The sequence below is a fragment of the Thermoleptolyngbya sp. M55_K2018_002 genome (genome assembly GCF_015295965.1).
In the GTDB taxonomy this organism is placed as follows: Bacteria; Cyanobacteriota; Cyanobacteriia; order Elainellales; family Elainellaceae; genus Thermoleptolyngbya; species Thermoleptolyngbya sichuanensis.
In genome coordinates, this window is sequence record NZ_DVEA01000013.1 from 1 (window position 1) to 10,393 (window position 10,393).

At 57.6% G+C, this 10,393-nt stretch carries 9 protein-coding genes and 1 riboswitch; of the genes, 6 read left to right on the top strand and 3 right to left on the bottom strand.

From position 1 onward, the window contains the following. Positions 1–994 (bottom strand): cobaltochelatase subunit CobN (locus tag IGS51_RS00530; RefSeq protein ID WP_297074832.1); only part of this gene is annotated, 994 nt, incomplete at its 3' end. A gap of 208 nt (positions 995–1,202) precedes the next feature. Between IGS51_RS00530 and IGS51_RS00535 the strand changes: the two genes are divergently transcribed. Continuing rightward, a complete protein-coding gene (locus IGS51_RS00535; RefSeq protein WP_297074834.1) occupies positions 1,203–2,903 on the top strand; it encodes an ATP-binding protein in 1,701 nt (566 codons plus the stop codon). Between the two features lie 158 nt (positions 2,904–3,061). On the opposite strand, the gene IGS51_RS00540 is transcribed toward IGS51_RS00535, so the two are convergent. Continuing rightward, positions 3,062–3,268, bottom strand: a complete 207-nt coding sequence (locus tag IGS51_RS00540; protein ID WP_297074835.1) for a chlorophyll a/b-binding protein — start codon at positions 3,266–3,268, stop codon at positions 3,062–3,064. A 175-nt stretch (positions 3,269–3,443) separates the two neighbouring features. On the opposite strand from IGS51_RS00540, the gene IGS51_RS00545 reads away from it, so the two are divergent. The 4 genes from IGS51_RS00545 to IGS51_RS00560 all read left to right on the top strand — a co-directional run bounded on the left by IGS51_RS00545 (position 3,444) and on the right by IGS51_RS00560 (position 7,488). Then, the gene (locus IGS51_RS00545) at positions 3,444–4,007 is read left to right on the top strand and encodes a DinB family protein (protein ID WP_297074837.1); all 564 of its coding nucleotides are present in this window, start codon (positions 3,444–3,446) and stop codon (positions 4,005–4,007) included. A 162-nt stretch (positions 4,008–4,169) separates the two neighbouring features. After that, positions 4,170–5,087 carry a hypothetical protein gene (locus IGS51_RS00550; RefSeq protein WP_297074839.1) on the top strand — a complete coding sequence of 306 codons (918 nt, stop codon included), beginning with the start codon at positions 4,170–4,172 and terminating at the stop codon, positions 5,085–5,087. Between the two features lie 140 nt (positions 5,088–5,227). Then, positions 5,228–5,325: riboswitch (TPP riboswitch) on the top strand. A 7-nt stretch (positions 5,326–5,332) separates the two neighbouring features. Then, entirely contained in the window at positions 5,333–6,706 is a 1,374-nt protein-coding gene (thiC, locus tag IGS51_RS00555) for a phosphomethylpyrimidine synthase (RefSeq protein WP_297074840.1), read from the top strand. Positions 6,707–6,795: 89 nt separating this feature from the next. Then, positions 6,796–7,488, top strand: a complete 693-nt coding sequence (locus tag IGS51_RS00560; RefSeq protein ID WP_297074841.1) for a L,D-transpeptidase — start codon at positions 6,796–6,798, stop codon at positions 7,486–7,488. Positions 7,489–7,572: 84 nt separating this feature from the next. On the opposite strand, the gene IGS51_RS00565 is transcribed toward IGS51_RS00560, so the two are convergent. Then, positions 7,573–8,316 carry a Uma2 family endonuclease gene (locus IGS51_RS00565; RefSeq protein WP_297074842.1) on the bottom strand — a complete coding sequence of 248 codons (744 nt, stop codon included), beginning with the start codon at positions 8,314–8,316 and terminating at the stop codon, positions 7,573–7,575. A gap of 156 nt (positions 8,317–8,472) precedes the next feature. Between IGS51_RS00565 and argS the strand changes: the two genes are divergently transcribed. Next, the gene (gene argS / locus IGS51_RS00570) at positions 8,473–10,233 is read left to right on the top strand and encodes an arginine--tRNA ligase (protein ID WP_297074843.1); all 1,761 of its coding nucleotides are present in this window, start codon (positions 8,473–8,475) and stop codon (positions 10,231–10,233) included. Positions 10,234–10,393 lie beyond the last annotated feature (160 nt).

Here is a 10,393-nt window from a genome sequence, read left to right on the forward strand (position 1 = left end):
TAATCCGCCCATCCACCTCTGGCAACGCCACATTCATCGCTACGTCGCGCGGCGACAGCCCCCGGCTTTGAGCCTGCCACTGCTCCCGCGTGCCGCCGCTGAGAATGACCTGAAGCACGGGCGCATCCAGCCGGGTCCACAGGCTCACATCCGGCGCGTCGTCCTCCAGTCGTGCCAGCGAAAAGCTCGTCGTATTCAGCACCACCTGCACGGCTTCTTCGTCCTTGGGCTGGAGCAGCGTCAGCAGTTCCGCCTGCACGTCTGGATCGCGCAGCGAGGAGACAAATACCGGAATCGGCTGCATTCCTCGCGCCGCCAGCAGTTCGCACAGCGCCTCGATGGGCTGCGTGTTTCCTGCCAAGTAGTGGGCGCGGTAGAACAGGAGGGCGACGTTTGGGGCAGGCTGGAGGTTGGACGCTTGCCTGGGCGGTTTGCAAATGCCTGAAGCAGCGTACACGCCAATCTTAGGAACAGGCTGGGGAAACGGTGGACTAAAGGACTGGCCAAAGCACTCGTCCGCCAGAAATAGCAGGGCATTGACCCAGTTTTCGCGGCCGCCTTCAGTGAGGTATCGCCAGAGACGGTGGACAGCGGCGAGGGGGGCGGTGGAGTGGCTGAGCAGGTCAGGATCGGGGCGATCGTCTCCGGGCAGAACAAACAGAGTTGCGCCCGTTTGGGCAGCAGTTTGTTTCAGCACGTCTAGCCCATAGGGCCAGTAGGCGCGGCCCCCCAGCAGGCGCAGAATAATGACTTGGGCTTGGCTGAGGACTTCTTCGGCGTAGGTGTCGATGCTGATCTGCTGCTGAAGCTGGAGGAGGCTGGCAACGCGCAGGGCCGGAACGCCAGCAGGCAGGTGGGGCAGGGCGTGGGCAAGGCTCTGGATATCCGTGTCGGCGGCGGTGAGAAAGACGATGGGCGCGGGCGTTTGCTCCAGAAAAATCACGCCCTCGGTGTCGGGATTCCAGCCGCCGGGGCTGGCGGCTAGTCGATGCATCGTATTGTTGAAAATCTATGCTCTGGGGTGAACATCTTTCAAAATCCTTATGCCTTCCGGTGCCAGGTAGACTCGCAGGATACCATAATGAACGGTTGTTAAACTTCTAGTCCAGAGTTCTCCTGTCTAGCGTTCCATCGTGCCCCCTGCATCTCGTCTCCAGGCAGCGGAGAGAGACTGATTTCCGTCGCTGCTGCACTCATCCCATATGCCCACGCCCGAACCGTCGGTTGATTCTCTGATTTTGCCGCTGGCAGTGCTGCATCAGCTTCAGGATTTGCTTCAACAGATGGCGCTGTGGGTTCAGTCCTCTGGCGATGAGGTGCTGCTGCTGAGTGCGATGACGCTGCCGCTGGATGTGCAGGCGCAACTGCCGGATGGCAAGCAGTTTGTGGTGCTGGTGTCTCGCCCGTTTAGTGTGCTGATGAGCGGCTGGCGGACCGAAGGGGCTGGTGTGTCTGGCCAGGCGGGCGATGTGGATGTTGCTGAGGGATCGCCACGGGTGGATTTGACCTTTGAGCCAGGGGCGATCGCCACCTTTTTGCAATCCCTAATGGAACTGTGTCAGACCGAGGCAGACCTGACAGCGGCGCTACAGGCGGCGGGCGATCGCCTCCAGCCCAACGATCCCCTCGCCCAGACGGAATTTACCCGGCGGCTGGTGGCGCTGCTCACGAATCCTGAACTGTCGATAGAACCAGAGCGCTCGTCGCTAGAGCAGCAGGTCGTCGCCCGCACCCACGACTTGCAGGAGGCGGTGCTGGCAGCCCAGACCGCGAATCGCGCCAAGAGTGAGTTTCTGGCCGCCGTTAGCCATGAATTGCGAACCCCACTAACCACCATTATTGGTATGTCTGCCACGCTGCTGCGCTGGTCTCTGGGGGAACTCAGTCCGCGTCAGCGCAGCTTTTTGCAGACGATTCATGACAGCGGGCAGCATTTGCTGGAACTCATCAACGACATCCTCGACCTGTCGCAGGTGGAGTCGGGGCGGGCCGTGCTAAAGCTGAGTCCGTTTTCGCTGACGATGATGGCTCAGCAGAGCATGAAAACGGTCGAAGAAACAGCCCTGAAGCAGGGCGTAGAGCTGGTGCTGGATTTGCGAATCGACCCCAGCCGCGATCGCTTCGTCGCCGATCCGCATCGGGTCAAGCAGATTTTGCTGAATCTGCTCAGCAATGCCGTGAAGTTCACCGCAGCAGGCGGCAAGGTGACGCTGCGAGTGATGACCGATCCTCAACACGCCATATTCCAGGTGATCGACACGGGCATCGGTATTCCCGAACAGCAGCGCCCCTTGCTCTTCCAAAAATTTCAGCAGCTTGATAGCTCCTACCAGCGGCTCTATCAGGGCACAGGCTTGGGGCTGGCGCTAACCAAGCAACTCGTGGATCTGCACGGCGGGCGGATTATGGTCGATTCTACGGTGGGCGTGGGGTCGGTGTTTACGGTTCAGCTTCCGGCCCGCTCAAAAAACGATGCAGCGGAGGCGACTGCGCCCATTCCGGCCTTGGATGGGCTGGGGCGCACCATTTTGGGGCGGGTGGTGCTGGTGGAAAACGATGAGCTAACGGCCAACATCATCTGCGACATGCTGACGGCGGCGGGATACCAAGTGGTGTGGGTTCTAGAAGGCTCCACCGCCTTTAGCCAGATCGAGCTACTCCAGCCAGATGCCGTCATCGTTGATGTGCAGTCGCCCGAAAATGCGGGCGCGGAGCTAATTCACAACTTGCGCCATAGCCCAATCACCCAGCATTTGAAGGTGATTGCCCTGGCAAGCGATGAAGCTTCGCCCTACGCAGCACCCGCGGTCGCCGCTGCCGACTCCTGCATCACGAAACCGATTCAGCCAGAAGATGTGTTGCCGGGAGTGCTGTCTCTGATGGCGATCGCCGAAACGCCCTGACCTCACTTAACTTTCGCGCCTTGGCTTCAAATCTCAGAAATTAGCAGCCCAAACATAGAGTGAAAAACCCTAAAAACACTAAAGGAAGCCAGACTGCAACGCTTTGCCCGGCTCCCTTAGACGCATCTCTCAGTTCAACACATCTGCTAACCAAATCCCTACAGATTTTGCAGAAGGCTCACTAATCCCTGATGGGTAAACACTTCCAGCAGCAGCATCGACACAAAGCCAATCATCGCCAGCCGACCATTTAGCTTTTCTGCATATTCCGTAAAGCCAGTCCGCACCTCGCTATCCACATACATCTGCGGCTCAACAGCGTAGATATTTTGTCTGCCCTGCTCTTCGGTAACAACGCCTCTCATGGCAAATCTCCTAAAAACCTTATGTAAATAAATGTAACGCTAAAGTTAACAAATGTAAACCCTTCTCAGGTTCGGTTTTCTCCTGCTGTCATGGGAGGGCGATCGCCTTGCGCTCTTCGCTGCCGCTGAGTTCGCTAGCATAAAGGCGGCGTTCAAGCTTGTGGGAGGGCGCTACATGATTGATGTAGACTATTGCCAAACAATGGCGAAATACAACCAGTGGATGAACCGTAGGCTGTACGCCCTGTGCGCTGATCTGTCTGATGGCGATCGCCGTCAAGATCGGGGCGCGTTTTTCAAGTCTATTCACGGCACGCTGAATCATCTGCTGTATGGCGATCGCGCTTGGCTAAGACGGTTTACCCATCAACCTCTGACGGGTTTGGCAATTGGGCAAGACCTTTATGAGAATTTTGACGAACTGCGACAGGCACGGGAACAGTGCGATAAGGAAATTCTGATCTGGGTTCAGAGGATTACAGCCGACTGGCTGGCACAACCCTTCACATTTCACAGTAAGGCTGATGGCAAAGCGCATACGCTGCCGACTTGGACACTCGTGGTGCATCTGTTTAACCATCAAACGCACCACCGGGGACAGATCACCACGCTGCTGTCACAGTTGGGCCTTGATCCGGGTGTCACGGATTTGCCCTGGCTGCCAGATCTGGCAACTGCCGTAGGTGCAGGTATCGTAGGTGCAGATATCGGAGCTCCGTCAGTAGACCCGTCCCTCTAGAACAGTCGCAAAAACAGTTGCAAAAACAGTCGCAAAGGCAACGGTCTCCGTCGATATCATTGCCGACTATTGCAAGATAGATGCAGCATTTCATTTCTTGGGATATGGTGTAAGCAAGCCAAAATCCTGATACTGACGGATTTCCCGACGATACTAAGCGTTATGACTCATCCAGCCCGCGACCCCGCCATTCTGGATGCCGTTGCACTGCTCAACGGCTACGGGTTTGACATGGACGGCTTCGCGGCAGACTATTTGGTGAGCTATTGGGCGGTCAACCACCCGGCACACTGGATTCGGGCAGCCATCGTAGAAGCGCTGTATCAAGGACGCTACCGAGCCGTATCAGTGGGGCAAATCTTGGCCGTGTGGCGGCGGCGGGGACAGCCCATTCCCCACTACACGCCAGATTTTGAACGAGTGGTGAGCGGTCGATTCGGCGGGTTTTCGGTGGCTCCCTCAGCCAGTGCTACTATTTCTCAATCATCGGTTTCTCAATCAACCGCTTCTCAAACGCCTGCTCGCCAAAACCAATCCACCTCTGTATTTTCTTCGGACTCTGTATTTTCTTCGGAGTCTGCATCGGATGAACCTGGTTCTGTGGATAAGGCGATCGCCCCACCCAGCGAATCTGAACTTGCAAACTCTGAACTGCCTGCTGAACTGCCTGCGGATCAGTCTGAGTCGATCGCAGACCCCTCAGGTTCAGACGCTCAACTAGACCCTCAACCAAACCTCCAATCAGTCCCTCCGTTAACCCCTCAAGAGGCTTCGGAGCCGAGCAACGTGGCTGCAACAACCGAAGATCAGCCAGACCCAACCGGGAACGAAGACGCTTTCGGCTGGTGGGGACGGGGCAGCGTGGCCCAGAACCCAATCCATCAGTACGTGCCGATTATTCCCCGCATCGAAGCGTCGGCGTTTTATGCCAAACTGCGGGCCGTTGCCTGTGGTGGAGATGAGGCTGGCGAAGGCACAGTCCTTGTGGCAGACAGTCAACGGCTGGCGCAACCTTCCATTTTGCGGAATAGCCCGCTGCTGGACAGCATGGAGCAAGCCCAGTTGGGTGAACAGAATTAGGTAAACAGAATTAGGCGACCAGAACTAGGCGACCAGAACTAGACGCGACTAGGACTGAACACCTGCGATCGAACGTTTTGCAAAGAATTCCTCTATTTTGCAATCGGTTTCTTGGATTCTCCTGCCAGGGATGGTATAACAAACGCAGCTAGGGGTGCCTGAGCGGTTCAGGCTGAGATTACACCCTGAGAACCTGAGACTGGTTAGCACCAGCGGAGGGAAGCTGTTTATCTGAGGAACTAAATATGAGAGCATCCTGGGTCGCCAAGCGACGCGGACAGAGCAACGTGTCTCAAATGCACTTTGCTCGACAAGGCGTTGTGACGGAAGAAATGCAGTTTGTGGCTGAGCGCGAGCAGTTGCCTGTGGAACTGATTCGCTCGGAAGTGGCGCGGGGACGGCTGATCATCCCTGCCAATATCAATCATGTGAATCTGGAGCCGATGGGGATTGGCATTGCCACCCGCTGCAAGGTGAACGCAAATATCGGCGCGTCGCCGAATTCTTCCAGCTTGCAGGAAGAAGTGGACAAGCTGAAACTGGCGGTGAAATACGGTGCAGACACGGTGATGGACTTGTCTACGGGCGGGGGCGATTTGGATGCCATCCGATCGGCGATTATCGCTGCGTCGCCTGTGCCCATCGGCACGGTGCCGATTTATCAAGCGCTGGAGAGCGTCCACGGCAATATTGAAAAGCTGACCCCCGACGACTTTTTGCACGTCATCGAGACGCACGCGCAACAGGGTGTGGACTACATGACGATTCATGCGGGAATTTTGATTGAGCATTTGCCGCTGGTGCGCGATCGCCTCACGGGAATCGTCTCTCGCGGCGGCGGCATCATCGCCCGCTGGATGCTGGCCCACCACCAGCAAAACCCGCTTTACACGCACTTCCAAGACATTATCGAGATTTTCAAAAAGTACGATGTGTCCTTTAGTCTGGGCGACTCGCTGCGGCCGGGCTGCCTGCACGATGCCTCCGATGCGGCCCAGCTTGCGGAACTGAAAACGCTTGGTCGTCTCACGCGCAAAGCATGGGAATCGGACGTGCAGGTGATGGTTGAAGGCCCAGGTCATGTCCCAATGGATCAAATCGAATTCAACGTGAAAAAGCAGATGGAGGAATGCTCCGAAGCACCGTTTTACGTATTGGGGCCGCTCGTGACGGATATTGCACCCGGATACGACCACATCACCTCGGCGATTGGAGCGGCGATCGCCGGATGGCACGGCACCGCGATGCTCTGCTACGTCACACCCAAGGAACACCTGGGGCTGCCCAATGCCGAAGACGTGCGAAACGGGCTGATTGCCTACAAAATTGCTGCTCATGCTGCCGATGTTGCCCGCCATCGACCCCATGCCCGCGATCGCGACGATGAGCTATCTCGCGCCCGCTACCACTTCGACTGGAATCGCCAGTTTGAACTGTCGCTCGATCCAGAACGCGCCCGCGAGTATCACGACGAAACCCTGCCCGCCGATATCTACAAAACTGCTGAGTTTTGCTCGATGTGCGGGCCAAAGTTCTGCCCCATGCAGACCAAGGTGGATGCGGAAGCGCTGACGGAGTTGGAAAAATTCCTCGCGAAGGAGCCTGCGGTAGGGCGATGAAGGAGACGGAGGGTTGGCGTTGTGTCTCTCCTGCGCCCACCCTCTAGGACTTTCCATCCCCAACCCCTGGGCTATACTAGGCTCAGCTTTTGCGTGGGGAGGCGGTGGTGCTGGTGCGTGGCGTTCGGCAATTAGCAAGGCGATCAGCGAGGCGGTTAGCAATACAGTTTGCGGCGGGGCTGGTTTCTCCGGCAATGGTAGGTCTGGTGGGGCTACGTCCGGCGATCGCCAATCCGGGGAGCTTGGTCGAGTGGGGGTCGCTGCGAACTGAACCTGTCGTAGCGCCTGTCTCGCCGCCGCCCAGCGCCCTCCCCATCGCGCCCGCCGTCACTTGGCCTGACGTGCCTGCGCTGGGAGCCGCTGAGCCGTTCGTGCCAGAACCAGAAGGGCGATCGCCCGTGTCGCTGGTGGTCGATCTGAGCGATCGCCGCGTGTATGTGTATCAAGACGAGCGAGTGAAAACCAGCTTTCGCATTGCCGTGGGGCGGGCGGGCTGGGAAACGCCCACGGGCCGCTACGAGGTCATCAGCATGGTGGAGCATCCCACTTGGCAGCATCCGTTTACAGGCGAGATCGTGCCGCCGGGAAACGGCAACCCGCTGGGAGTCCGCTGGATCGGCTTCTGGACAGACGGCAAAAACACCATCGGCTTTCATGGCACTCCCAACGAGGAAACCATCGGACGCGCCGCCTCCCACGGCTGCATCCGCATGTACAACGATGACGTGGTTGCCCTGTTTGAGATGGTGCAGGTTGGTACGCCAGTCCATGTGGTTCCCTAGTGGGGCTTCCTGGCGCAGCGTTTCCTAAAGCAGCATTTCCTGAAGCAGCATTTCCTAAAAGTAGAGACTCCAGAGACTCCTCTCCTAAAGCTTCCCGCTGCGCCGCGCCGCCAACTGCTGCACAAACTCGGCATGGGCGGAAGACTGGATGCCGGCCTGCAATCCCTGCATCACCTGCGTCATGTCTCCCCCACAGAGCGCCGCCACATCCAGCCACAGCCCCGGAAAGATGCGGCTGCGAAGGAAGCCGTCGGCATCGGGCGGCAGCACAAGATATTCGCCTTCGTTCAAATAGAACCAGTCCAGCCCGTTTTCTAAGCTCCGCCACACAATATATTCTTGAACGCCGCTGCGGCGATAGACTTGCTTTTTGGTGTGGAGATCGATGGAGGCGCTGCTGGCAGCAATTTCCACGATCAATTCTGGTGCGCCCTCTATATAGTCATCTTCGCTAAGGCGGGACTGTCCGCCCGCAGCCGGGTCAATCAGCAGCACGATGTCGGGCTGGGGTTCGTTGTCTAGGTCGATCCGCACGGTTGGAGCATCTGCCACTTCTACGGCAGGTGTGGCAAGCCAATAGGTAGAAAGCCAAAGCATCATCTGAGCATGGGGTTTACCATGACTCTTAAAGCGGAGGGCAGCGGGCACGTAGACGACTCCTTCGATTAGTTCAGCTTTTTTGAGATGGGGCATTGCTTCATAGCGCCGCTCAAACTCGGCCCGCGAAAGGTGGTCGCCCGTTTCCAAAGGCGGCAGTTTGGTGGCGGCGGGAGCGGTGAGGCAATTCTCGTAGGGGTCGCTTTGCGAATCGCGCTGGGTTTGCGTCATGAGTGTGGCAAGTGTAGAAATGTCGGAATGGGTGAGGAGAGTTGACGTTTATAATCTCTATGGACAAAGCGCGTTTTTAGAATCTGAATCAACGGCTTCGCCTTAACCTTTCTATTCTATGGTTGCCACTCGGTCAATCTGCCTGCCCAAAACGCTATGAATTCAACCCTCGCGCTGTTAAAAGAACGCCTGCAAACTGCTCTGGTGGCGGCCTTTGGGCCGGATCTGGCGGATGCTGACCCGGTACTGGTGCCTGCCAGCAATCCCAAATTTGGGGACTATCAGGCGAATGGCGCGATGGGACTGGCCAAGAGACTGGGCATGGCTCCGAAGGCGATCGCCTCTCAGCTTCTCGACCATCTGGACGTATCCGACCTATGCGACCCGCCAGAAGTAGCCGGGCCCGGCTTCATCAACCTGCGGCTCAAGCCAGAATACTTGGAAGCGCAACTCAAGGACATTCAGGCAGACCCGCGCCTGGGCGTTGCGCCCGTGGCCAACCCGAAGCGGGTGATTGTCGATTACCCCAGTCCTAACATTGCCAAGGAGATGCATGTGGGCCACCTGCGCCCCTGCGTCATTGGCGATGCCCTGGCGCGAATTCTGGAGTTTCTCGGCCACGACGTGCTGCGGCTAAGTCACATCGGCGACTGGGGCACGCCCTTTGGAATGCTGATTGCCTATTTGCGCGAGGCCTATCCCGACGCGCTGGCGGGCGGCGAACTCGATCTGGGCGACCTGGCAACGTTTTACCGGGCCGCCAAGAAGCGGTTTGACGAAGACACGGACTTTCAGGAAGCCGCGCGGCTGGCGGTAGTGAAGCTTCAGGCGGGCGATCCAGAAACGATTCAGGCCTGGAAAGTCGTCTGCGATTTGTCGAATCGCACGAATCGCAAAATCTTTGACCTGATGGGTCTGTCGCCTAAGATTCAGGAGCGGGGCGAATCGTTCTACAACCCGCTCTTGCCTGATGTGATTGCAGAACTGGATCGGCTGGGGCTGCTGGTGGAAGACCAGGGCGCGAAGTGCGTGTTTTTAGACGGCTTTACCAACAAGGAGGGGAAGCCGCTGCCGCTGATTGTGCAAAAGTCGGATGGGGGCTATAACTACGCCACGACGGATCTAGCGGCGATTCGCTATCGCGTGACAGAAGACCGGGTGCAGCGGGTAATCTATCCCGTTGGCGCAGAACAAATCAATCACTTTGCCCAGATTTTTCAGGTGGGCAAGCGGGCGGGCTGGATTACCGATGAAACGGAGTTTGTGCATACACCGCTGGGCAATATTTTGGGCGAAGATGGCAAAAAGCTGAAGAGTCGCTCTGGCGAGGCGGCGCGGCTGGTGGACTTGCTGGAAGAGGCGATCGCCCGGGCCCGCACCGACCTAGAAGCCCGTCTGACCGAAGAGAACCGCACCGAATCCGAGGACTTCATCGCCCATGTGGCCAACGTCGTCGGCATTGGCGCAATCAAATACGCCGACCTCAGCCAGAACCGCACCAGCAGCTACATCTTCAGCTACGACAAGATGCTGGCGCTGCAAGGCAACACTGCCCCCTACATGCTCTATGCCTACGTGCGGGTGCGGGGCATCAGCCGCAAGGGCGGAATCGACTTCGAGGCGCTGGGGGACAATAGCCGGGTCGTGCTGCAAGACGAGGCAGAGTTTGCCCTGGCCAAGTCGCTGCTGAAATTTGACGAAGTGCTGAGCGCGGTGGAGGCCGATCTGCTACCCAACCGCCTGTGCGAATATCTCTTCGACCTCAGCAAGACCTTTAATCAGTTCTACGACCGCTGCCCCATTTTGCAGGCCGAAGACCCGCAGCGCACCTCGCGGCTGATCCTGGCAGACCTGACCGCCCGCACGATCAAGCTGGGGCTGTCGCTGTTGGGGATTCAAGTTTTGGAGCGGATGTAAAAAACGAAGAGGGAAGAACGAAGAGGGAAGAACGGCAACCTGTTCTTCCCCAAGAAACAAGAAAAAAGAACGAAAAACGAAGAAAGATTCTTCCCTTTTCTCTCTTTTCTCTTCGTTTCTAGCCGCCACAGCCCCCACAGCCCCCACAGCCCCCGCAACC

What these genes read in the sequence shown, in the direction of transcription:
- IGS51_RS00535 (WP_297074834.1), top strand. Translation starts at nt 1,203, where the DNA reads ATGCCCACGCCCGAACCGTCGGTTGATTCTCTGATTTTGCCGCTGGCA.
- IGS51_RS00540 (WP_297074835.1), bottom strand. Translation starts at nt 3,268, where the DNA reads ATGAGAGGCGTTGTTACCGAAGAGCAGGGCAGACAAAATATCTACGCT.
- IGS51_RS00545 (WP_297074837.1), top strand. Translation starts at nt 3,444, where the DNA reads ATGATTGATGTAGACTATTGCCAAACAATGGCGAAATACAACCAGTGG.
- IGS51_RS00550 (WP_297074839.1), top strand. Translation starts at nt 4,170, where the DNA reads ATGACTCATCCAGCCCGCGACCCCGCCATTCTGGATGCCGTTGCACTG.
- thiC (WP_297074840.1), top strand. Translation starts at nt 5,333, where the DNA reads ATGAGAGCATCCTGGGTCGCCAAGCGACGCGGACAGAGCAACGTGTCT.
- IGS51_RS00565 (WP_297074842.1), bottom strand. Translation starts at nt 8,316, where the DNA reads ATGACGCAAACCCAGCGCGATTCGCAAAGCGACCCCTACGAGAATTGC.
- argS (WP_297074843.1), top strand. Translation starts at nt 8,473, where the DNA reads ATGAATTCAACCCTCGCGCTGTTAAAAGAACGCCTGCAAACTGCTCTG.